The sequence below is a fragment of the uncultured Escherichia sp. genome, from assembly GCF_948475835.1.
Taxonomy (GTDB): Bacteria; Pseudomonadota; Gammaproteobacteria; order Enterobacterales; family Enterobacteriaceae; genus ECMA0423.
The window spans coordinates 39,409-60,393 of the sequence record NZ_CAOLGM010000003.1 but is presented as its reverse complement, the minus strand read 5'-3'; the positions used below and the strand labels follow the sequence as shown (position 1 = coordinate 60,393).

General features: G+C 52.0%; 19 protein-coding genes. 15 read left to right on the top strand and 4 right to left on the bottom strand.

Translation table 11 applies throughout. From position 1 onward, the window contains the following. The first annotated feature begins 314 nt into the window (after nucleotides 1–314). The 4 genes from igaA (at nucleotide 315) to hslO (ending at nucleotide 4,498) form a co-directional block, all read left to right on the top strand. Nucleotides 315–2,450, top strand: a complete 2,136-nt coding sequence (igaA, locus tag QZF50_RS01310; RefSeq protein ID WP_000104549.1) for an intracellular growth attenuator protein IgaA — start codon at nucleotides 315–317, stop codon at nucleotides 2,448–2,450. A 64-nt stretch (nucleotides 2,451–2,514) separates the two neighbouring features. Further along, the gene (gene yrfG / locus QZF50_RS01305; RefSeq protein ID WP_001295168.1) at nucleotides 2,515–3,183 is read left to right on the top strand and encodes a GMP/IMP nucleotidase; all 669 of its coding nucleotides are present in this window, start codon (nucleotides 2,515–2,517) and stop codon (nucleotides 3,181–3,183) included. Nucleotides 3,184–3,193: 10 nt separating this feature from the next. Then, on the top strand, nucleotides 3,194–3,595 hold the full coding sequence (gene hslR, locus QZF50_RS01300) for a ribosome-associated heat shock protein Hsp15 (protein WP_000660483.1): 402 nt from the start codon (nucleotides 3,194–3,196) through the stop codon (nucleotides 3,593–3,595). A 24-nt stretch (nucleotides 3,596–3,619) separates the two neighbouring features. After that, the gene (hslO, locus tag QZF50_RS01295; RefSeq protein WP_001135574.1) at nucleotides 3,620–4,498 is read left to right on the top strand and encodes an Hsp33 family molecular chaperone HslO; all 879 of its coding nucleotides are present in this window, start codon (nucleotides 3,620–3,622) and stop codon (nucleotides 4,496–4,498) included. A 134-nt stretch (nucleotides 4,499–4,632) separates the two neighbouring features. On the opposite strand, the gene QZF50_RS01290 is transcribed toward hslO, so the two are convergent. After that, nucleotides 4,633–6,357: a DUF4153 domain-containing protein gene (locus QZF50_RS01290; protein WP_001472424.1), complete on the bottom strand. Its 1,725-nt coding sequence runs from the start codon at nucleotides 6,355–6,357 to the stop codon at nucleotides 4,633–4,635. A 378-nt stretch (nucleotides 6,358–6,735) separates the two neighbouring features. On the opposite strand from QZF50_RS01290, the gene pckA reads away from it, so the two are divergent. The 3 genes from pckA (at nucleotide 6,736) to nadS (ending at nucleotide 9,146) form a co-directional block, all read left to right on the top strand. Then, a complete protein-coding gene (gene pckA, locus QZF50_RS01285; protein ID WP_001440824.1) occupies nucleotides 6,736–8,358 on the top strand; it encodes a phosphoenolpyruvate carboxykinase (ATP) in 1,623 nt (540 codons plus the stop codon). 115 nt (nucleotides 8,359–8,473) lie between these two features. Further along, complete coding sequence (locus tag QZF50_RS01280; protein ID WP_061892549.1) at nucleotides 8,474–8,791, top strand: type II toxin-antitoxin system RelE/ParE family toxin; 318 nt, start codon at nucleotides 8,474–8,476, stop codon at nucleotides 8,789–8,791. Between the two features lie 58 nt (nucleotides 8,792–8,849). Then, entirely contained in the window at nucleotides 8,850–9,146 is a 297-nt protein-coding gene (nadS, locus tag QZF50_RS01275) for a NadS family protein (protein ID WP_000650975.1), read from the top strand. Between the two features lie 29 nt (nucleotides 9,147–9,175). Here nadS and envZ read toward each other — a convergent pair whose 3' ends face one another. Beyond that, nucleotides 9,176–10,528 carry a two-component system sensor histidine kinase EnvZ gene (gene envZ / locus QZF50_RS01270; RefSeq protein ID WP_001253694.1) on the bottom strand — a complete coding sequence of 451 codons (1,353 nt, stop codon included), beginning with the start codon at nucleotides 10,526–10,528 and terminating at the stop codon, nucleotides 9,176–9,178. Continuing rightward, complete coding sequence (gene ompR / locus QZF50_RS01265) at nucleotides 10,525–11,244, bottom strand: two-component system response regulator OmpR (RefSeq protein ID WP_001157751.1); 720 nt, start codon at nucleotides 11,242–11,244, stop codon at nucleotides 10,525–10,527. The genes envZ and ompR overlap by 4 nt, the downstream gene beginning before the upstream one ends. Nucleotides 11,245–11,471: 227 nt before the next feature. Here ompR and greB point away from each other — a divergent pair, with 227 nt between their 5' ends. The 6 genes from greB (at nucleotide 11,472) to rpnA (ending at nucleotide 18,686) form a co-directional block, all read left to right on the top strand. Continuing rightward, nucleotides 11,472–11,948 (top strand): transcription elongation factor GreB, encoded by a 477-nt coding sequence (gene greB, locus QZF50_RS01260; RefSeq protein ID WP_000856737.1) that lies wholly within the window; start codon nucleotides 11,472–11,474, stop codon nucleotides 11,946–11,948. 96 nt (nucleotides 11,949–12,044) lie between these two features. Continuing rightward, entirely contained in the window at nucleotides 12,045–14,366 is a 2,322-nt protein-coding gene (locus QZF50_RS01255; RefSeq protein WP_000980701.1) for a Tex family protein, read from the top strand. A 437-nt stretch (nucleotides 14,367–14,803) separates the two neighbouring features. After that, nucleotides 14,804–15,031, top strand: coding sequence for a ferrous iron transporter A (feoA, locus tag QZF50_RS01250; protein WP_001200455.1), 228 nt, complete (start codon nucleotides 14,804–14,806; stop codon nucleotides 15,029–15,031). 16 nt (nucleotides 15,032–15,047) lie between these two features. Next, the gene (gene feoB / locus QZF50_RS01245) at nucleotides 15,048–17,369 is read left to right on the top strand and encodes a Fe(2+) transporter permease subunit FeoB (protein WP_000737007.1); all 2,322 of its coding nucleotides are present in this window, start codon (nucleotides 15,048–15,050) and stop codon (nucleotides 17,367–17,369) included. After that, nucleotides 17,369–17,605: a [Fe-S]-dependent transcriptional repressor FeoC gene (gene feoC, locus QZF50_RS01240; RefSeq protein WP_000157586.1), complete on the top strand. Its 237-nt coding sequence runs from the start codon at nucleotides 17,369–17,371 to the stop codon at nucleotides 17,603–17,605. The genes feoB and feoC overlap by 1 nt, the downstream gene beginning before the upstream one ends. Nucleotides 17,606–17,807: 202 nt before the next feature. Beyond that, entirely contained in the window at nucleotides 17,808–18,686 is an 879-nt protein-coding gene (gene rpnA / locus QZF50_RS01235; protein ID WP_000039063.1) for a recombination-promoting nuclease RpnA, read from the top strand. A gap of 28 nt (nucleotides 18,687–18,714) precedes the next feature. Here the strand turns inward: rpnA and bioH are convergent, their stop codons facing one another. Next, nucleotides 18,715–19,485 carry a pimeloyl-ACP methyl ester esterase BioH gene (gene bioH, locus QZF50_RS01230; protein WP_001060076.1) on the bottom strand — a complete coding sequence of 257 codons (771 nt, stop codon included), beginning with the start codon at nucleotides 19,483–19,485 and terminating at the stop codon, nucleotides 18,715–18,717. 37 nt (nucleotides 19,486–19,522) lie between these two features. Here bioH and gntX point away from each other — a divergent pair, with 37 nt between their 5' ends. Beyond that, nucleotides 19,523–20,206 (top strand): DNA utilization protein GntX, encoded by a 684-nt coding sequence (gene gntX, locus QZF50_RS01225; protein WP_000958727.1) that lies wholly within the window; start codon nucleotides 19,523–19,525, stop codon nucleotides 20,204–20,206. A 58-nt stretch (nucleotides 20,207–20,264) separates the two neighbouring features. After that, entirely contained in the window at nucleotides 20,265–20,840 is a 576-nt protein-coding gene (nfuA, locus tag QZF50_RS01220; protein ID WP_000619389.1) for a Fe-S biogenesis protein NfuA, read from the top strand. The last annotated feature ends 145 nt before the right edge of the window (nucleotides 20,841–20,985 follow it).

The window sequence follows — 20,985 nt, the reverse complement described above, 5'->3', positions numbered from 1 at the left end:
GATCTATGCTGTGAAATCAGCGGTTATTGTGCGATATCGGACACGCTTTCGGCAATGTGAATTGCATGTTATTTACATTTATGTAACTTAATAAATAATCGTCCTCAAATCAAATTAAAAGTCAATAGGTTGAAATAACTCCAGGAATTTGCTGATATTCCGCCTTCAGAGGGTTTGCTATGATCAGCGGTTACTGTGATGTGCTTAATGATGCTCAAGTTAAACTCCACGCTTGCCGATAGCCAACCGCAGAATCATGTATTGTGTCTGGTGCGACTGACCACGCCTGACAGACTAAGTAAGATGGGGAAAGCATGAGCACCATTGTGATTTTTTTAGCTGCTTTGCTGGCCTGCTCACTACTTGCGGGATGGCTGATAAAAGTGCGATCCAGACGGCGTCAGCTGCCCTGGACCAACGCCTTCGCGGATGCGCAAACGCGTAAACTCACACCTGAAGAACGTAGCGCCGTTGAAAATTATCTTGAGAGCCTGACGCAGGTATTACAGGTGCCTGGCCCAACGGGAGCTAGCGCGGCACCGATCTCTCTGGCGCTGAATGCCGAAAGCAACAACGTCATGATGCTGACACACGCTATCACGCGTTACGGCATCTCTACCGACGATCCGAATAAATGGCGTTACTACCTCGATTCGGTAGAAGTCCACCTGCCCCCTTTCTGGGAACAATACATCAACGATGAGAATACCGTTGAACTGATTTATACCGATTCGCTGCCGCTGGTTATTTCACTCAACGGTCATACGCTGCAGGAGTACATGCAGGAAACGCGCGGCTATGCCTTGCAACCTGTTCCGTCCACGCAGGCGTCGATTCGCGGGGAAGAGAGTGAGCAAATCGAGCTACTCAATATTCGCAAAGAAACGCATGAAGAATATGCGCTGAGTCGTCCGCGCGGGCTGCGTGAAGCGTTGCTGATCGTCGCCTCCTTCCTGATGTTCTTTTTCTGCCTGATTACCCCGGATGTATTTGTTCCGTGGCTGGCAGGCGGCGCATTACTGCTGCTGGGCGCAGGTCTGTGGGGGCTATTCGCGCCCCCGGCAAAATCCTCCCTGCGAGAAATTCATTGTCTGCGCGGTACACCCCGTCGTTGGGGATTGTTTGGCGAAAACGATCAGGAACAGATCAACAATATTTCACTCGGTATTATCGACCTGGTCTATCCCGCACACTGGCAGCCATACATTGCTCAGGATCTCGGTCAACAAACCGATATTGATATCTATCTCGACCGCCACGTAGTGCGTCAGGGGCGATATCTTTCGCTGCATGATGAAGTAAAAAACTTTCCGTTACAGCACTGGCTGCGCAGTACGATTATCGCTGCGGGCTCGCTGCTGGTGCTGTTTATGCTGTTATTCTGGATCCCGCTGGATATGCCGCTGAAATTCACTCTCTCATGGATGAAAGGCGCGCAGACCATTGAAGCCACCAGCGTAAAACAACTGGCTGACGCTGGCGTGCGGGTAGGCGATACATTGCGTATTAGCGGTACGGGAATGTGTAATATTCGCACTTCCGGAACCTGGAGCGCGAAAACCAATTCACCTTTTTTACCGTTTGACTGCTCGCAGATCATCTGGAATGACGCCCGCTCATTACCATTACCAGAATCTGAACTGGTCAACAAAGCGACGGCATTGACTGAAGCAGTTAATCGCCAGCTGCACCCTAAACCGGAAGATGAATCTCGCGTCAGTGCCTCATTACGTTCAGCGATTCAAAAATCCGGCATGGTATTGCTTGATGATTTTGGCGACATTGTACTGAAGACAGCGGATTTATGTTCTGCCAAAGATGACTGTGTGCGACTGAAAAATGCGCTGGTCAATCTCGGCAACAGTAAAGACTGGGACGCGCTGGTAAAACGCGCCAACGCCGGGAAGCTCGATGGCGTGAATGTGTTATTACGCCCGGTGAGTGCGGAATCGCTGGATAACCTGGTGGCAACCTCCACCGCGCCGTTTATCACGCATGAAACGGCGCGAGCGGCACAATCACTAAACAGTCCGGCCCCCGGCGGATTCCTGATTGTCAGCGACGAAGGCAGCGATTTTGTTGATCAGCCCTGGCCTTCGGCATCACTTTACGACTACCCGCCGCAAGAACAGTGGAACGCTTTCCAGAAACTGGCACAAATGCTGATGCATACGCCGTTTAACGCCGAAGGTATCGTCACAAAAATCTTCACTGACGCCAATGGTACGCAGCATATTGGCCTTCATCCGATCCCGGATCGTTCCGGCCTGTGGCGCTATCTCAGCACCACATTGCTGCTACTGACGATGCTGGGTAGCGCCATTTACAATGGCGTACAGGCCTGGCGTCGTTACCAGCGTCATCGCACTCGCATGATGGAGATTCAGGCCTATTATGAAAGCTGCCTGAACCCGCAACTGATCACCCCTTCAGAAAGCCTTATCGAATAACACGTTTGCGCGGCAGGTTATGCTACCCTGTCGCGCAAATTGCTTCACTCTGGAGATTTCCCTCATGCATATCAACATTGCCTGGCAGGACGTAGATACCGTTCTGCTGGATATGGACGGCACATTGCTCGACCTCGCCTTCGATAACTATTTCTGGCAAAAGCTGGTGCCTGAAACATGGGGCGCGAAAAACGGGGTTACGCCACAGGAAGCGATGGAATATATGCGCCAGCAATATCACGACGTACAGCATACGCTAAACTGGTACTGTCTTGATTACTGGAGTGAGCAACTGGGTCTGGATATCTGTGCGATGACCACCGAGATGGGACCGCGTGCCGTACTGCGTGAAGATACCATTCCGTTTCTTGAGGCACTGAAAGCCAGCGGTAAGCAGCGAATTTTGCTCACCAATGCGCATCCGCACAACCTGGCGGTAAAACTTGAGCATACCGGTCTGGACGCACACCTTGATTTATTACTTTCCACCCACACATTTGGTTATCCGAAAGAGGATCAGCGGTTATGGCATGCGGTGGCCGAAGCTACGGGTCTGAAAGCTGAAAGAACGCTGTTTATTGATGACAGCGAAGCGATTCTCGATGCTGCCGCGCAATTTGGTATTCGTTACTGCCTCGGCGTGACTAATCCTGATTCCGGGATTGCCGAGAAACAGTATCAACGCCATCCGTCACTGAATGACTACCGCCGCCTGATCCCCTCGCTAATGTGAAGGAGACGCCATGAAAGAAAAACCTGCTGTTGAGGTTCGACTGGATAAATGGCTATGGGCTGCCCGTTTTTATAAAACCCGCGCGCTGGCCCGTGAAATGATTGAAGGCGGTAAGGTGCATTACAACGGGCAGCGCAGCAAGCCGAGCAAAATCGTCGAGCTGAATGCCACGCTCACTCTGCGCCAGGGAAATGACGAACGCACGGTGATTGTAAAGGCGATTACTGAACAGCGTCGCCCCGCCAGCGAGGCAGCCTTGCTGTATGAAGAGACTGCGGAAAGTGTAGAGAAACGCGAAAAAATGGCGCTGGCACGTAAACTTAATGCCTTAACCATGCCGCACCCGGACCGACGCCCGGACAAAAAAGAGCGCCGCGACCTGTTACGATTTAAACACGGCGACAGTGAATAACTGTCACCTGCAAGAGAGATGATTATGCCGCAACATGACCAATTACATCGCTATCTGTTTGAAAACTTTGCCGTGCGCGGCGAACTGGTAACCGTTTCGGAAACCCTGCAACAGATCCTTGAGAATCACGATTATCCGCAGCCCGTTAAAAACGTGCTGGCAGAACTGCTGGTTGCGACCAGCCTGTTAACCGCTACGCTGAAGTTTGATGGTGATATCACCGTACAGCTGCAAGGCGACGGTCCGATGAATCTGGCGGTTATTAACGGTAACAATAACCAGCAAATGCGCGGTGTGGCGCGCGTGCAGGGCGAAATTCCAGAAAATGCCGACCTGAAAACGCTGGTCGGCAATGGTTACGTGGTGATCACCATTACCCCGAGCGAAGGCGAACGCTATCAGGGCGTGGTTGGTCTGGAAGGTGATACCCTGGCGGCCTGCCTGGAAGATTACTTTATGCGTTCTGAACAGCTGCCGACGCGCCTGTTTATTCGCACCGGCGACGTAGACGGCAAACCGGCTGCAGGCGGTATGTTGTTGCAGGTAATGCCTGCGCAAAATGCCCAGCAGGACGACTTTGACCACCTGGCGACGCTAACCGAAACCATCAAAACCGAAGAACTGCTGACCTTACCGGCAAACGAAGTGTTGTGGCGTTTGTATCACGAAGAAGAGGTGACGGTTTACGATCCGCAGGATGTGGAGTTCAAATGCACCTGCTCGCGTGAACGTTGCGCCGACGCGCTGAAAACGCTGCCTGATGAAGAAGTCGATAGCATCCTGGCGGAAGATGGCGAAATTGACATGCATTGTGATTACTGCGGTAACCACTATCTGTTCAATGCGATGGATATTGCTGAAATCCGCAACAACGCGTCTCCGGCAGATCCGCAAGTTCATTAATGAGTATGTCCGGCAGAGAGGGCTCTGCCGGATTTTACGACGTAATGGCCTGATGTGCTGCGCTTACCAGGCCTATGAAATAAATCGCAAATTATTGTTGGTCAGATACAGCGTCGTATCCGATAAAAGCGTTGTCACTTACTTAAGTTTATTTCCAGCGTTTCACCATCTACCGTCAGATCGCGCCACGCTTTAGGCTTCGTCCCCAGTTTTCCATCCTTCGCAGCTGTGAGTAATTTTTCTTTCGTTATTTCGTTCGGAAGTAAACTCATATCAAGCGCGTCCCATTCTTTTCTGTCTGAGTCAAAGCCATAGACAATGACTCTGTCATCATTAAAAGCAAACAGGATCCGCTCCGCCTGACCATCACTATTCAGATCTTGCTCGACCAGGACGCAGGCGTCTTTTTCAATACAGGTCATCACGTTATAGCGATCCTGGATTAAGGCCGACCAGAATGTCGCATCCGGTTTAACAGAACCAGGGGCAATTAACACATTATCGGCTAATACTTTTTCCGATACCTGTTGCTGAAGATGTTGCTCTCCATCTAACGCCATCAGCAGATCCCGCGCGCGTTTCGGGTCTTTCATAAACCCGGCATCGCTTTTCAGCGACTCAAGCGCAGCACGTCCATAGCGACCGCTCTGCTCGAGCATGTAGATAGTTACCTGGTCTGACGTGTTTTTGCCGCTCTGATAACGCGCCATATGGCTGTTCACGCTAATGCGCATACTGTCCAGCACCGGCGAATTAAGAAGCACCAGTATCACCAACACCAATAACGAAACCGCAAGGTTCACTTTGCCCTGAAGAACAACGGGATTTTGCCCTTTACGCCAGACGATGCTGACAAAATACCCCAGCGACCACACCAGTAACACCAGCACCGCCAGCACGCCCTGCAAGCGGTCGACAGTCCAGCCGTACTGAGCGACCCGCAGCCATAACGCCCAGGCGGCGACGAACACATACAGCGGAGCAACCAGCAAAGCGGTTTTAATCAGGCAACGCAACGGCCCTGTCCAGGGAAGTGACGCTTTTTGCGGATCGCGGACAATAGCCATTAAGATCAATTGCAAAAAGGCCAGCGTTAACAGCAACCCGGCGGCGGAGATGTGGCGAGAAATCGCGCTCAGGCCCGTAAACGGCAGAGTGATGATAAACATCAGGGTTAGCAATGATACTAACGGCAGCAACCCCGTGGCGATTAACGTGAACAACTTTTGAATAGAGTCGATTAAACGTGACTGTGTTCGCGCGAGGATCACCGCCAGCGCGGTAACCAGACCTAACGTGAGATAAATAAACCAGTCGGTTGCAAAAAAGAGCGTATTGAAAAACGTGATGCCAACAAGTTTAAACAACTCACTCCACAGTAAAAGCACCAGCCACGTCAAGCCATTGGCGAGAAAAATCACCAGTAATATAAGTACGTTATGCCATACTGACTGGTAAAAATAGCGATAGCGGCTACTGTCATTGCGGATGCGAAGGCTTTGTTGTATCCACGGTAGCAACAACATTGCCATCAACAGCAGATAGCAGCCAAAATCCCAAATCGCCTTTTCAGCTCTCCAGGGGTTCATGCCATCAGTTTGCCACTTCAACCAGCCGCTCATCCCCAGCGTGGCAATAAACACCAGCGCCAGCCATCCCCAAAGGCGCTTCTGTTTAAAAGAGATCACGGAGAAGAGTAAAACGGATGAAAACGCAACGGTCGCAGGCACGCCATAAACAATCCAACTGTGATTTTTTCCGGCAAGCCAGGCGATCAACAGGTAGCAAACCAGCCCCTGAAGTAATCCGGTAGCAATCATCCCCCAGCGTGTTGCCGGTGAAAGTTCAACGTTATCCATGTTGGTTATCCAGAATCAAAAGGTGGGTTAATTATCGCATCCGGGCAGTAGTATTTTGCTTTTTTCAGAAAATAATCAAAAAAAGTTAGCGTGGTGAATCGATACTTTACCGATTGAATTTGCATCAATTTCATTAAGGAATGCGATTCCACTCACAATATTCCCGCCATATAAACCAAGATTTAACCTTTTGAGAACATTTTCCACACCTAAAATGCTATTTCTGCGATAATAGCAACCGTTTCGTGACAGGAATCACGGAGTTTTTTGTCAAATATGAATTTCTCCAGATACGTAAATCTATGAGCCTTGTCGCGGTTAACACCCCCAAAAAGACTTTACTATTCAGGCAATACATATTGGCTAAGGAGCAGTGAAATGCGCGTTAACAATGGTTTGACCCCGCAAGAACTCGAGGCTTATGGTATCAGTGACGTACATGATATCGTTTACAACCCAAGCTACGACCTGCTGTATCAGGAAGAGCTCGATCCGAGCCTGACAGGTTATGAGCGCGGGGTGTTAACTAATCTGGGTGCCGTTGCCGTCGATACCGGGATCTTCACCGGTCGTTCACCAAAAGATAAGTATATCGTCCGTGACGATACCACTCGCGATACTTTCTGGTGGGCAGACAAAGGCAAAGGTAAAAACGACAACAAACCTCTCTCTCCGGAAACCTGGCAGCATCTGAAAGGCCTGGTGACCAGGCAGCTTTCCGGCAAACGTCTGTTCGTTGTCGACGCTTTCTGTGGTGCGAACCCGGATACTCGTCTTTCCGTCCGTTTCATCACCGAAGTGGCCTGGCAGGCGCATTTTGTCAAAAACATGTTTATTCGCCCGAGCGATGAAGAGCTGGCAGGTTTCAAACCAGACTTTATCGTTATGAACGGCGCGAAGTGCACTAACCCGCAGTGGAAAGAACAGGGTCTGAACTCCGAAAACTTCGTGGCGTTTAACCTGACCGAGCGCATGCAGCTGATTGGCGGCACCTGGTACGGCGGCGAAATGAAGAAAGGGATGTTCTCGATGATGAACTACCTGCTGCCGCTGAAAGGTATCGCTTCTATGCACTGCTCCGCCAACGTTGGTGAGAAAGGCGATGTTGCGGTGTTCTTCGGCCTTTCCGGTACTGGTAAAACCACCCTTTCCACCGACCCGAAACGTCGCCTGATTGGCGATGACGAACACGGCTGGGACGATGACGGTGTGTTTAACTTCGAAGGCGGCTGCTACGCGAAAACCATCAAGCTGTCGAAAGAAGCGGAACCTGAAATCTACAACGCTATCCGTCGTGATGCGTTGCTGGAAAACGTCACCGTGCGTGAAGATGGCACTATCGACTTTGATGATGGTTCAAAAACCGAGAACACCCGCGTTTCTTATCCGATCTATCACATCGATAACATCGTTAAGCCGGTTTCAAAAGCGGGTCACGCAACGAAAGTTATCTTCCTGACCGCAGACGCCTTTGGTGTGCTGCCACCGGTTTCTCGTCTGACGGCCGATCAAACTCAGTACCACTTCCTCTCTGGCTTCACCGCCAAACTGGCCGGGACTGAGCGTGGCATCACCGAACCGACTCCAACCTTCTCCGCCTGCTTCGGCGCGGCGTTCCTGTCGCTGCACCCAACTCAGTACGCAGAAGTGCTGGTAAAACGTATGCAGGCAGCGGGCGCGCAGGCGTATCTGGTTAACACTGGCTGGAACGGCACTGGCAAACGTATCTCGATTAAAGATACCCGCGCTATTATCGACGCCATCCTCAACGGTTCACTGGATAATGCAGAAACCTTCACTTTGCCGATGTTTAACCTGGCGATCCCAACCGAACTGCCGGGCGTAGACACCAGGATCCTTGATCCGCGTAACACATATGCTTCCCCGGAACAGTGGCAGGAAAAAGCTGAAACGCTGGCGAAACTGTTTATCGACAACTTCGATAAATACACTGACACCCCTGCGGGTGCCGCGCTGGTAGCGGCTGGTCCGAAGCTGTAATCAGCTGATATCTCATTGACCCCTTATCCAAACGGATAAGGGTTTTTTTATATCTGATTAGCTACCAATATGTACACGGTACACTTATAATTATCAATAGACCGCAGGATGCATTATGTTCACCTTTATTGAACTACAAGGATTTAGCAAACGCCGCCAGTTATTGCTACCTGATGATGAGTTCCGGGCTTTTCAGGAACTACTCATTCAAGATCTCACTGCCGGTGACATTATCGCAGGCACAGGCAGTTTTAGAAAAATTCGCTGGAACCGTTCTGGAATGGGGAAACGGGGTGGCATTCGGATAATTTATTACAACGTAACACGCAATGGCCGAATTTATCTGGCGTTGATTTATCCTAAAAATGAACAGGATGATTTAACAGAAGAACAAAGAAAGGCATTGAAACTATTGTCCGAGAAGCTGCTTTAATGTTGAAGCTCCACAAATTCCACCATGGCCGAAATGCCAACGGAGGCATTGAAAACAGATGAAAGATGAATTATTTGCTGATCTTCTTGCCAGCGCAGAAGAAATGGTACGCATCGAAAAGGGTGAGGAAACGCCTGAACCAGAGCACGTCCATACTTTTAGCGAAATCGATGTAAAAGCGATCCGTGAAGCAACGGGTTTACGTCAGCAAGATTTTGCTGTCGCCGTAGGGGTAAGTTATGACCTGGTCAAAAGCTGGGAAACCAAACGCCGTCAACCTACCGGAGCACCTCGAAAATTGCTCCTGCTTTTGCAAGCGAACCCTTTCATTATCAATCAATTGAAATCAATATAAAACAGGAGGCACCTTCGCCTCCCGTTTATTTACCCTTCTTTTATCGTGCCCTGCGCCCGCGTTACCGGAACAGGCAGCCAGGCACGAATGGAAAGCCCGCCCCGCTCGCTGGTGCCAAGCTCCAGCATCCCGTTATGGTTATCCACGATGCGCTGCACAATTGCCAGCCCTAGCCCCGTGCCGCTAATGGTGCGCGCACTGTCGCCGCGGACAAATGGCTGGAAAAGGTGCTTACGCTGTTCCGGCGCAATTCCCGGACCGTCATCTTCCACCTGGAACCAAGCGCGATTCGGCTCCGTTCCGCTGCTGACTTTGATCCAGCCATTGCCGTAACGGGCGGCATTGACCACCATATTCGCCACCGCGCGTTTGATCGACAGCGGGTGCATTTTCACTTCAATGCTGCCGGGGTAAAGCGCGGTTTCAATTTCCCGCTCATAGCCACTTTCGGCAGCAATAACCTCACCGAGTACTGCGTTGAGATCCGCCATTTCCATCGGCATCTCCTGCCCGGTGCGCAGGTAATCGATAAACTGCTCAATGATGGCGTTGCACTCTTCGATATCTTTATTGATCGATTCGGCCAGGTAGCCATCCTGTTCGCTCATCATCTCGGTCGCCAGGCGAATACGCGTCAGCGGCGTGCGTAAGTCATGACTTACCCCCGCCATCAGCAGCGTGCGGTCATCCGCCAGTTGCTTAACACCAGCCGCCATATGGTTAAAGGCGCGGGTAACCGAACGCACCTCCGAAGCGCCATACTCACGCAGCGGCGGCGGAATAATCCCTTTACCGACCTGCAAAGCAGCATGTTCGAGATCGACCAACGGTCGGTTCTGGATACGAATAAACAGCCACGCCCCGCCTATCGCCAATAGCATAATCGCCAGCGTATAGCGGAACAGCGGAGAGAAATCGCCCTGATGAATTTCGGTCAGCGGCACGCGTACCCAGATATTGGGCGACAGCCAGGTTTTCAGCCAGACGACAGGCGAACTTTTGTTGACCTCAACGCGCACTTCCGTCGGGCCGCCCAGTTGCTGTGCCATCTGATGGCTTAAGAATTCATAGTGTTGCGCCCAACGCAGACCTGCCTCTTCGGCAGCCTCGTTGGAGTAGAGAGAGATCCCCAGCTCACGGTAGATCTCCCGACGGAAAGCGGGAGGCACAACCAACTGCGTGCCGTCCTCCAGTTGCAGTTTGTCGGTCATCAACATACGCACTTCGTACGCGAGGACTTTATTAAACTGCTGGAGGCTCGGCAAAATCGCGAAGTTCAGCACCACCAGATAAGTCGTCACCAGGCTGGCGAACAGCAAGGTGACGATGAGCAATAACGTACGGGCAAATGAACTTCGTGGCGAGAAGCGCAATCGCCTCATGCTTTAGAGCCGTCCGGTACAAAGACGTAGCCCAGGCCCCAAACGGTCTGAATGTAACGCGGATGCGCTGGATCTTCTTCTACCATGCGGCGCAGACGCGAAATCTGCACGTCGATGGAGCGTTCCATTGCGGAATATTCACGACCACGGGCAAGGTTCATCAGCTTATCGCGGGAGAGCGGCTCACGCGGATGGCTGACCAGTGCCTTCAGTACCGCAAACTCACCGCTGGTGAGCGGCATCGGCTCATCTTCGCGGAACATTTCGCGCGTACCGAGGTTAAGTTTGAACTTACCGAAAGCAATTACCGCCTCTTCCTGTGACGGTGCGCCTGGCAGTTCGTTCGCCTGACGACGCAGCACCGCACGAATACGGGCCAGCAGTTCACGCGGGTTAAACGGTTTTGGAATGTAGTCGTCAGCGCCAATCTCCAGGCCTACGATACGGTCCACTTCTTCCCCTTTCGCCGTCACCATAATGATCGGCATCGGGTTGCTCTGACTACGAAGACGTCGGCAAATCGACAAGCCATCTTCACCAGGTAACATTAAATCCAGTACCATAAGATGGAAAGATTCACGAGTCAGCAGGCGATCCATCTGTTCTGCATTAGCGACGCTTCGAACCTGGAAGCCTTGTTCGGTGAGATAACGTTCCAGCAGCGCACGCAGGCGCATGTCGTCATCGACCACCAGAATCTTGTAGTTCTCTTGCATTGTTTGTACTCCCAAAGGTTCGCAACAATTTGTAAGCGTGTATTCTTAAAAAAGCTCACGTTCGTCACCAGCTAAATCTGGTATGAATTTCAGCCTAAATTGTTACAAAGCATATTAAACAGCAGCTTAAGTATACAATTTATTCGGCGAAACATTATTGATTCTGTTGATATGATCACGTTATACCCAATGTGCGCATTATCAAACAGACAAAGGGAATCAACGAGATGAAAACGCCCCTGGTTACCCGGGAAGGGTATGAAAAACTCAAACAAGAGCTTAATTATCTCTGGCGTGAAGAACGCCCGGAGGTCACAAAAAAGGTGACCTGGGCCGCAAGTCTGGGCGACCGCAGCGAAAATGCTGACTATCAGTATAATAAAAAGCGTCTGCGTGAAATCGACCGTCGCGTGCGCTATCTCACTAAATGCCTGGAAAATCTCAAAATCGTCGATTACTCCCCTCAGCAGGAAGGCAAAGTCTTTTTTGGCGCGTGGGTGGAGATTGAAAACGACGATGGCGTGACTCACCGTTTCCGTATTGTCGGCTACGATGAAATTTTTGGCCGTAAAGATTACATCTCTATCGATTCCCCGATGGCCCGCGCATTGCTGAAAAAAGAAGTCGGCGATCTGGCGGTGGTGAATACCCCTGCCGGGGAAGCGAGCTGGTATGTTAATGCTATCGAGTACGTGAAACCGTAAGGAAGAGTCTTAACCTCCTGCCGATGGCTGGCATTTTTGCCAGCCAGTCCGTATAACTATCCCCTGATTTTTGATCCGAAAAGATGAACTCAAACCATGATGAATGATTCGTTCTGCCGCATTATTGCGGGTGAAATTCAGGCGCGCCCGGAACAGGTTGACGCTGCCGTTCGCCTGCTTGACGAAGGGAATACCGTGCCGTTTATCGCACGTTATCGTAAGGAAATCACCGGCGGTCTGGATGACACGCAGCTGCGTAATCTGGAAACGCGTCTGAGCTATCTGCGCGAGCTGGAAGAGAGACGTCAGGCGATCCTCAAATCCATTTCCGAGCAAGGCAAACTCACCGATGATCTGGCGAAGGCCATCAACGCCACCCTAAGCAAAACCGAACTCGAAGACCTCTACCTGCCCTACAAACCTAAACGCCGCACCCGCGGGCAAATCGCCATTGAAGCAGGGCTTGAGCCGTTGGCTGACCTGCTGTGGAGCGATCCGTCACACACGCCAGAAGTCGCCGCTGCACAATATGTTGATGCCGATAAAGGCGTGGCAGATACCAAAGCCGCGCTGGATGGCGCGCGCTATATCCTGATGGAACGGTTTGCCGAAGATGCCGCGCTGCTGGCGAAAGTGCGTGATTATCTGTGGAAGAACGCGCATCTGGTCTCAACCGTGGTGAGCGGTAAAGAAGAGGAAGGGGCGAAATTCCGCGACTATTTCGATCATCACGAACCGTTGTCCACGGTGCCTTCTCACCGCGCGCTGGCGATGTTCCGTGGGCGTAACGAAGGCGTACTCCAGCTTTCGCTGAATGCCGATCCGCAGTTCGATGAGCCGCCCAAAGAGAGCTATTGCGAGCAAATCATCATGGATCACCTTGGCCTGCGCCTGAACAATGCCCCGGCGGATAGCTGGCGCAAAGGCGTAGTGAGCTGGACCTGGCGCATCAAGGTGCTGATGCATCTGGAAACCGAACTGATGGGTACCGTGCGCGAACGCGCGGAAGATGAAGCAATCAACGTCTTTGCCCGTAACCTGCACGATCTGCTGATGGCGGCCCCTGCCGGACTGCGTGCAACGATGGGCCTCGATCCGGGTCTGCGTACCGGGGTAAAAGTGGCGGTGGTCGATGCCACTGGCAAACTGGTGGCGACCGATACCATTTACCCGCACACCGGACAAGCCGCAAAAGCAGCGATGACCGTTGCTGCCTTGTGTGAAAAACATAACGTTGAACTGGTGGCGATCGGCAACGGTACAGCTTCCCGCGAAACTGAACGTTTCTATCTCGACGTGCAGAAGCAGTTCCCGAAAGTGACCGCACAGAAAGTGATCGTCAGCGAAGCTGGCGCGTCGGTTTACTCAGCTTCCGAGCTGGCAGCGCAGGAGTTCCCGGATCTCGACGTTTCGCTGCGTGGTGCGGTATCTATCGCCCGCCGTTTGCAGGATCCGCTGGCGGAGCTGGTGAAAATCGATCCGAAATCTATCGGCGTAGGTCAGTATCAGCATGACGTCAGCCAGACGCAACTGGCCCGCAAACTGGATGCAGTAGTAGAAGACTGCGTAAACGCCGTTGGCGTCGATCTCAACACCGCTTCTGTTCCGCTATTAACCCGCGTGGCGGGCCTGACGCGCATGATGGCGCAAAACATCGTGGCCTGGCGCGATGAGAACGGCCAGTTCAAGAACCGTCAGCAACTGCTGAAAGTCAGCCGTCTGGGGCCGAAAGCCTTCGAGCAGTGCGCGGGCTTCCTGCGCATTAACCACGGTGATAACCCGCTGGACGCCTCTACCGTTCACCCGGAAGCCTATCCGGTGGTGGAACGCATTCTGGCAGCAACACAGCAGGCACTGAAAGATCTGATGGGTAACAGCAGCGAACTGCGTAACCTGAAAGCGTCTGACTTTACTGATGAAAAATTCGGTGTGCCGACAGTAACTGACATCATCAAAGAGCTGGAAAAACCGGGTCGCGATCCGCGTCCGGAATTTAAAACCGCTCAGTTTGCCGATGGCGTCGAGACAATGAACGACCTGCAACCGGGTATGATCCTCGAAGGCGCTGTCACCAACGTCACCAACTTTGGCGCGTTTGTCGATATTGGCGTGCATCAGGACGGCCTGGTTCACATCTCTTCATTGTCGAACAAGTTTGTGGAAGATCCGCATACCGTGGTGAAAGCGGGCGACATTGTGAAGGTGAAAGTGCTGGAAGTGGATCTTCAGCGTAAACGTATCGCCCTGACCATGCGTCTGGACGAGCAGCCTGGCGAAACCAACGCCCGTCGCGGCGGCGGTAATGAACGCCCGCAAAACAACCGCCCGGCAGCCAAACCGCGCGGACGTGAAGCGCAGCCTGCCGGTAACAGCGCGATGATGGACGCGCTGGCGGCAGCAATGGGCAAAAAACGTTAAACGCCCTGATTGACCCCTAAACCTGCGCGATAAGGTGTCCACGCCGCATCTGGCAACGAACGCCTTGTCTGACATAAAAGTGCCGGAGAATATCTCCGGCATTTTTATTCCACAGCCAAACTCACAATATATTCCGGCAACATTTATCACTTCATTAACAACTGAAACCTTAATTAAACATTAGCCAGTCCTGGTAATTCGCTATTCGAATTATATTTTCGCTGCGATATAACCTTGAGCCACATCAACATTGAGTCAGATTATTATTCAAACCAACATTCGCACACATTTTAAGTATTGCTGATAGAAACCATTCTCATTATCATTGTGTTGTTGATTATTTAATCTCTCCTTTGTTGGCAAATCATCTGGTCTCATGTCGCTGTCAAACGCCCCATGAGGTAGTTATCCAGTTAATGAGAAACAAGTAGGCACCTATGCAATACACTCCAGATACTGCGTGGAAAATCACTGGCTTTTCCCGTGAAATCAGCCCGGCATATCGCCAAAAACTGCTTTCTCTTGGCATGTTACCTGGCTCCTCTTTTAATGTGGTGCGCGTCGCTCCACTCGGCGACCCCATTCATATCGAAACCCGTCGTGTGAGCCTGGTATTACGCAAAAAAGATCTGGCCTTATTAGAAGTGGAAGCGGTTTCCTGTTAATACGGTGATAACAACAATGAAAAAATTAACCATAGGCTTAATTGGTAATCCAAATTCTGGCAAGACAACCTTATTTAACCAGCTCACTGGCGCACGTCAGCGTGTAGGTAACTGGGCTGGCGTTACCGTCGAACGTAAAGAAGGGCAATTCTCCACCACCGATCATCAGGTCACGCTGGTGGACCTGCCCGGCACCTATTCTCTGACCACCATCTCATCGCAGACCTCGCTCGATGAGCAAATCGCCTGTCACTACATTTTGAGTGGCGACGCCGACCTGCTGATTAACGTGGTGGATGCGTCTAACCTTGAGCGTAACCTGTACCTGACGCTACAACTGCTGGAACTCGGCATTCCCTGCATCGTGGCACTGAACATGCTCGACATTGCCGAGAAGCAAAATATTCGTATTGAAATTGATGCTCTGTCGGCGCGTCTTGGCTGCCCAGTGATCCCGCTGGTTTCAACCCGTGGTCGCGGTATTGAAGCGCTCAAGCTGGCGATTGATCGCTATAAAGCTAACGAGAATGTGGAACTGGTGCATTACGCACAGCCGCTACTCAACGAAGCAGATTCACTGGCAAAAGTGATGCCTTCCGACATCCCGCTGAAACAACGTCGCTGGCTGGGCCTGCAAATGCTGGAAGGCGATATCTACAGCCGCGCCTACGCCGGTGAAGCGTCGCAGCATCTGGATGCCGCCCTCGCCCGTCTGCGTAATGAGATGGACGATCCGGCGCTGCACATTGCCGATGCGCGTTACCAGTGCATTGCTGCCATCTGTGATGTGGTAAGCAACACCCTGACGGCAGAACCCAGCCGTTTCACCACTGCGGTAGATAAAATCGTGCTCAACCGTTTCCTCGGTCTGCCGATTTTCCTCTTTGTGATGTACCTGATGTTCCTGCTGGCTATCAACATCGGCGGGGCGTTACAGCCGCTGTTTGACGTCGGCTCCGTGGCGCTATTTGTGCATGGTATTCAATGGATTGGCTACACGCTCCACTTCCCGGACTGGCTGACTATCTTCCTCGCCCAGGGCCTGGGTGGCGGCATTAACACCGTGCTGCCACTGGTGCCGCAGATTGGCATGATGTACCTGTTCCTCTCCTTCCTTGAGGACTCCGGGTATATGGCGCGTGCGGCGTTTGTGATGGACCGTCTGATGCAGGCGCTGGGCTTGCCGGGGAAATCCTTTGTGCCGCTGATCGTCGGTTTCGGTTGTAACGTACCGTCGGTAATGGGTGCACGTACGCTTGATGCACCGCGTGAACGTCTGATGACCATCATGATGGCACCGTTTATGTCCTGCGGCGCGCGTCTGGCTATCTTCGCAGTATTCGCGGCTGCCTTCTTCGGGCAGAACGGTGCGCTGGCGGTCTTCTCGCTGTATATGCTGGGTATTGTGATGGCGGTGCTGACTGGCCTGATGCTCAAGTACACCATCATGCGCGGTGAAGCGACGCCGTTTGTCATGGAGTTGCCGGTCTATCATGTACCACACGTTAAAAGCCTGATTATCCAGACCTGGCAGCGTCTGAAAGGCTTCGTTCTGCGTGCTGGTAAAGTGATCATCATCGTCAGCATTTTCCTGAGCGCTTTCAACAGCTTCTCGCTGAGCGGGAAAATCGTCGATAACATCAACGACTCGGCGCTGGCGTCCGTCAGCCGGGTGATCACCCCGGTCTTCAAGCCAATTGGCGTGCATGAAGATAACTGGCAGGCAACGGTTGGCCTGTTTACAGGTGCCATGGCGAAAGAAGTGGTAGTGGGTACGCTCAACACCCTCTACACCGCAGAAAATATTCAGGACGAAGAGTTCAATCCGGCAGAGTTTAACCTCGGTGAAGAGCTGTTCAGTGCGATAGATGAAACCTGGCAGAGCCTGAAAGACACCTTCAGCCTTAGCGTACTGATGAACCCCATTGAAGCCAGCAAAGGCGACGGCGAAATGGGTACCGGGGCGATGGGCGTGATGGATCAGAAATTCGGTAGCGCAGCAGCAGCTTACAGCTACCTGATTTTCGTCCTGCTGTATGTACCATGTATCTCGGTGATGGGAGCCATCGCCCGTGAATCAAGCCGTGGCTGGATGGGCTTCTCCATCCTGTGGGGGCTGAATATCGCTTACTCGCTGGCAACATTGTTCTATCAGGTCGCCAGCTACAGTCAGCACCCAACTTACAGCCTGGTGTGCATTCTGGCGGTTATCCTGTTTAACATCGTGGTTATCGGTCTGCTGCGCCGCGCGCGTAGCCGGGTGGATATCGAACTGCTGGCAACCCGCAAGTCGGTAAGCAGTTGCTGCGCAGCCAGCACCACCGGTGATTGCCATTAATGGCTTCACTTATTCAGGTGCGCGATTTGCTGGCGTTACGGGGCCGTATGGAAGCGGCCCAGATAAGCCAGACATTGAACACTCCACAGCCAATGATTAACGCCATGCTGCAACAACTGGAAAGTATGGGCAAAGCCGTGCGGATTCAGGAAGAACCTGACGGCTGCCTCTCTGGCAGTTGTAAAAGCTGCCCGGAAGGAAAAGCCTGTCTGCGCGAGTGGTGGGCGCTGCGTTAACCTTACTCCATCGCCTGTTTTGGAAAGCCCGGTATGCGTCTGCATCCGGGCTTTTTTGCGTGCGGCTTTCCATAAAAATGCAACTCTTGCAGCACGGCGTAAGTTCCTTTGAAAGCATCTCGCAGGGATGAAAACTCGCTAATACACAGGTGTGGAGTGGCGCGTAGAGTCGCGGCATTCAAACAACAGGTGAAGGAACGCCATGAGCAAAAAGCAGAGTTCCACCCCACACGATGCGCTGTTCAAACTCTTTTTACGCCAACCGGACACGGCTCGTGATTTTCTTGCGTTTCATTTACCGGCACCCATTCACGCGCTTTGTGATATGAAAACCCTCAAGCTGGAGTCGAGCAGCTTTATTGATGACGATCTGCGTGAAAGCTATTCCGATGTGCTGTGGTCGGTGAAAACGGAACAAGGACCAGGATACATCTATTGTCTGATTGAACATCAAAGCACCTCAAACAAACTGATCGCATTTCGCATGATGCGTTACGCTATTGCCGCAATGCAAAATCACCTTGATGCTGGATACAAAACGTTGCCGATGGTGGTGCCATTGTTGTTTTACCACGGTATTGAAAGCCCCTATCCCTATTCGCTGTGTTGGCTGGATTGTTTCGCCGATCCCAAACTGGCAAGGCAGCTTTATGCCTCCGCATTTCCGCTGATTGATGTCACCGTCATGCCTGATGATGAAATCATGCAGCACCGACGTATGGCGCTGCTGGAGTTAATTCAAAAACATATTCGTCAACGCGATCTGATGGGGCTGGTAGAGCAAATGGCCTGCTTATTAAGTAGTGGATACGCTAATGACAGACAAATCAAAGGGCTGTTTAATTACATACTGCAAACCGGCGACGCGGTACGTTTTAACGATTTTATCGACGGCGTTGCCGAACGTTCACCGAAACACAAGGAGAGTTTAATGACAATTGCGGAAAGATTGCGGCAGGAGGGGGAACAATCCAAAGCCCTGCATATAGCCAAAATAATGCTTGAATCCGGAGTCCCTCTTACAGACATCATGCGCTTTACCGGGGTGTCAGAAGAAGAGTTGGCTGCGGCGAGCCAGTAAATTTCTGTCTCGCCATTTCAAAAGTTGCCTACACCCTCTGCTTCAACGCCACCAGCAGGTGACAAAACTCGACCGGATGCGAAATAAACGGCGCATGGGCCGCTTTGGCGAAGATATATGATTCGCTGTGAGGCCAAAGTTTATCCAGCATCGGCACCACTTTGCGCGGCACCAGACCGTCGAGATAGCCATACAATCGCAAAAACGGCATGGACACGTTTTGCAGCGGCTGACGGAGATCGACCGTTTTCAGGATTTCCAGCCCGCCATTAAGCACGTCAACCTCCGGCATCGGTAACGCCAGAACGGTTTTCTTCAACGCCCGCGCATCCTGGCGCGCCGTTTCAGTCCCCATGGTTTGTAACGCCAGGAACCGCTCCACTGTACGCTGAAAATCATCACTGAGTTGCTGCTGAAATCCCGCCAGCACGTCCGGTTTTATCCCCGGCCACTCGTCACGAGCACTAAAACAAGGTGACGATGCCACGGTGACCAGCGCCTGAACACGCTCGGGATGGGTTAAAACAATTTGGCTTGCCACCAGCCCGCCCAGACTCCAGCCTAACCAAATGGCTTTATCAGGTGCCTGTTGCAGCACGGCTTCGGCCATATCAGCAAGTGACAGCGCACCAAATCCCCGGCTACGCCCGAAGCCGGGCAGGTCAACAAGGTGCAGCGTAAAATGCGAGCTAAGTTCCTCGTCAATGCAACGCCACACTTCGGCATTCAGTCCCCATCCGTGCAGCAGCACAAGATGAACATTCCCCTGACCTTTGGTCTGCCACCAGATGTTATTCATCCGCTATTGTTCTCTTTTGACTTACAAGGATGAACATATGCTAACAGTACCGGGATTATGCTGGCTATGCCGAATGCCACTGGCGTTAGGTCATTGGGGGATTTGTTCGGTCTGTTCACGCGCCACCCGCACAGATAAAACGTTATGCCCACAATGTGGATTACCCGCCACACACTCCCATCTTCCCTGCGGTCGCTGCCTGCAAAAACCGCCGCCCTGGCAAAGACTGGTCACGGTTGCCGACTATGCGCCGCCGTTAAGTCCGCTTATCCACCAGCTTAAATTTTCCCGGCGCAGTGAAATCGCCAGCGCCCTGTCACGTCTGTTACTATTGGAAGTCTTACACGCTCGTCGCACCACCGGGTTGCAATTGCCGGATCGCATCATCAGCGTTCCGTTATGGCAGCGGCGTCACTGGCGTCGGGGATTTAATCAGAGCGATTTGCTGTGTCAGCCGTTATCACGCTGGTTGCATTGCCAATGGGATAGCGAAGCCGTCACACGTACACGGGCCACTGCGACCCAGCATTTTCTCAGTGCCCGGCTGCGCAAGCGCAACCTGAAAAATGCCTTTCGTCTTGAATTGCCCGTGCAAGGTCGCCATATGGTGATTGTGGATGATGTCGTTACCACCGGAAGTACCGTCGCAGAGATTGCGCAGTTGCTTTTACGCAATGGTGCGGCGACTGTCCAGGTCTGGTGCCTTTGTCGAACCTTGTAGAGCCTCGATGATGGGCGTATTATAACCAACTAAAATAGTCAACTATTAGGCCATTACTATGATCCGTATTTCCGATGCTGCACAAGCGCACTTTGCCAAACTGCTGGCAAATCAGGAAGAAGGGACACAAATCCGCGTATTTGTGATTAACCCTGGCACGCCTAACGCTGAATGTGGTGTTTCTTATTGTCCGCCGGATGCCGTGGAAGCCACCGACACTGCCCTGAAATTTGACCTGCTGACCGCGTATGTTGATGAGTTAAGCGCACCATACCTGGAAGATGCAGAGATCGACTTTGTTACCGACCAGTTGGGTTCTCAGTTAACGCTGAAAGCCCCGAACGCCAAAATGCGTAAAGTGGCAGACGATGCACCGCTGATGGAGCGCGTGGAGTATATGCTGCAGTCGCAGATCAACCCACAGCTTGCTGGTCACGGTGGTCGCGTTTCGCTGATGGAAATCACCGAAGACGGTTACGCCATTCTGCAATTTGGCGGCGGCTGTAACGGTTGTTCCATGGTCGATGTGACGCTGAAAGAAGGGATCGAGAAGCAGCTGCTGAACGAATTCCCGGAGCTGAAAGGTGTGCGCGATCTCACCGAACACCAGCGCGGCGAACACTCCTACTACTAAGTTATCCCCTCTTTTGTAGATTGCCCGATGCGACGCTAAAGCGTCATTTCGGGCCTACGTTGAACATGTGCCAGACGTTGGCGCAGCATTGCTTTGTCAAATCCTCGGTTCGTTTCCCCGCGATAATATGACCAACCTCTCATAA

What these genes read in the sequence shown, in the direction of transcription:
- igaA (WP_000104549.1), top strand. Translation starts at nt 315, where the DNA reads ATGAGCACCATTGTGATTTTTTTAGCTGCTTTGCTGGCCTGCTCACTA.
- ompR (WP_001157751.1), bottom strand. Translation starts at nt 11,244, where the DNA reads ATGCAAGAGAACTACAAGATTCTGGTGGTCGATGACGACATGCGCCTG.
- feoB (WP_000737007.1), top strand. Translation starts at nt 15,048, where the DNA reads ATGAAAAAATTAACCATAGGCTTAATTGGTAATCCAAATTCTGGCAAG.
- nadS (WP_000650975.1), top strand. Translation starts at nt 8,850, where the DNA reads ATGAAAGATGAATTATTTGCTGATCTTCTTGCCAGCGCAGAAGAAATG.
- nfuA (WP_000619389.1), top strand. Translation starts at nt 20,265, where the DNA reads ATGATCCGTATTTCCGATGCTGCACAAGCGCACTTTGCCAAACTGCTG.
- feoA (WP_001200455.1), top strand. Translation starts at nt 14,804, where the DNA reads ATGCAATACACTCCAGATACTGCGTGGAAAATCACTGGCTTTTCCCGT.
- QZF50_RS01290 (WP_001472424.1), bottom strand. Translation starts at nt 6,357, where the DNA reads ATGGATAACGTTGAACTTTCACCGGCAACACGCTGGGGGATGATTGCT.
- envZ (WP_001253694.1), bottom strand. Translation starts at nt 10,528, where the DNA reads ATGAGGCGATTGCGCTTCTCGCCACGAAGTTCATTTGCCCGTACGTTA.
- hslO (WP_001135574.1), top strand. Translation starts at nt 3,620, where the DNA reads ATGCCGCAACATGACCAATTACATCGCTATCTGTTTGAAAACTTTGCC.
- rpnA (WP_000039063.1), top strand. Translation starts at nt 17,808, where the DNA reads ATGAGCAAAAAGCAGAGTTCCACCCCACACGATGCGCTGTTCAAACTC.
- yrfG (WP_001295168.1), top strand. Translation starts at nt 2,515, where the DNA reads ATGCATATCAACATTGCCTGGCAGGACGTAGATACCGTTCTGCTGGAT.
- QZF50_RS01255 (WP_000980701.1), top strand. Translation starts at nt 12,045, where the DNA reads ATGATGAATGATTCGTTCTGCCGCATTATTGCGGGTGAAATTCAGGCG.
- feoC (WP_000157586.1), top strand. Translation starts at nt 17,369, where the DNA reads ATGGCTTCACTTATTCAGGTGCGCGATTTGCTGGCGTTACGGGGCCGT.
- hslR (WP_000660483.1), top strand. Translation starts at nt 3,194, where the DNA reads ATGAAAGAAAAACCTGCTGTTGAGGTTCGACTGGATAAATGGCTATGG.
- gntX (WP_000958727.1), top strand. Translation starts at nt 19,523, where the DNA reads ATGCTAACAGTACCGGGATTATGCTGGCTATGCCGAATGCCACTGGCG.
- QZF50_RS01280 (WP_061892549.1), top strand. Translation starts at nt 8,474, where the DNA reads ATGTTCACCTTTATTGAACTACAAGGATTTAGCAAACGCCGCCAGTTA.
- pckA (WP_001440824.1), top strand. Translation starts at nt 6,736, where the DNA reads ATGCGCGTTAACAATGGTTTGACCCCGCAAGAACTCGAGGCTTATGGT.
- bioH (WP_001060076.1), bottom strand. Translation starts at nt 19,485, where the DNA reads ATGAATAACATCTGGTGGCAGACCAAAGGTCAGGGGAATGTTCATCTT.
- greB (WP_000856737.1), top strand. Translation starts at nt 11,472, where the DNA reads ATGAAAACGCCCCTGGTTACCCGGGAAGGGTATGAAAAACTCAAACAA.